Genomic DNA, 583 nt, shown 5'->3' on the forward strand with positions numbered 1-583 from the left:
GTTACTGTGTAAGTTGTGGTAACCGTTGGATTTGCCATTGGATTACTGATATTGACGGCGCTCAAGCCAATTGCAGGAGACCATGAATAGGTAAACTCAGCATTGGTTGCCTCACCGATTAGTTTTCCATTGGCATTATCGATACAGGTTTTTGTAAAAGGACTACCCGCTACAGCCACTACTGTTGGTTTGTCTACTGTTACAGTCACTTCATCGGTATCGCTACAACCCGTAATTTTATTTGTTTTGGTTACGGTGTAAGTTGTAGTTGCTGTTGGATTGGCCATTGGATTACTGATATTCGCRGCRCTCAAGCCTGTTGCWGGAGACCATRAATAGGTAAACGCATCGTCGTTAGCCTCACCAATTAGTTTGCCGTTTGGATTGTCRATACAGGTTTTGGTAAAGTCCGCACCTGCAGCAGCAATTACAACAGCATTGTTTACTGTTACAATGACTGTGTCGGTATCGCTACATCCGGAAGATATATCCGTTTTGGTTACTGTGTAAGTTGTGGTAACCGTTGGATTTGCCATTGGATTACTGATATTGACGGCGCTCAAGCCAATTGCAGGAGACCATG

At 43.8% G+C, this 583-nt stretch carries 1 pseudogene; it reads right to left on the reverse strand.

Annotated elements, in window-relative coordinates:
• A pseudogene (locus AC1DY0_RS19120) lies at nt 1-583 on the reverse strand (hypothetical protein); the annotation flags it as partial.

This window comes from Flavobacterium sp. P1_E4 (assembly GCF_056405915.1).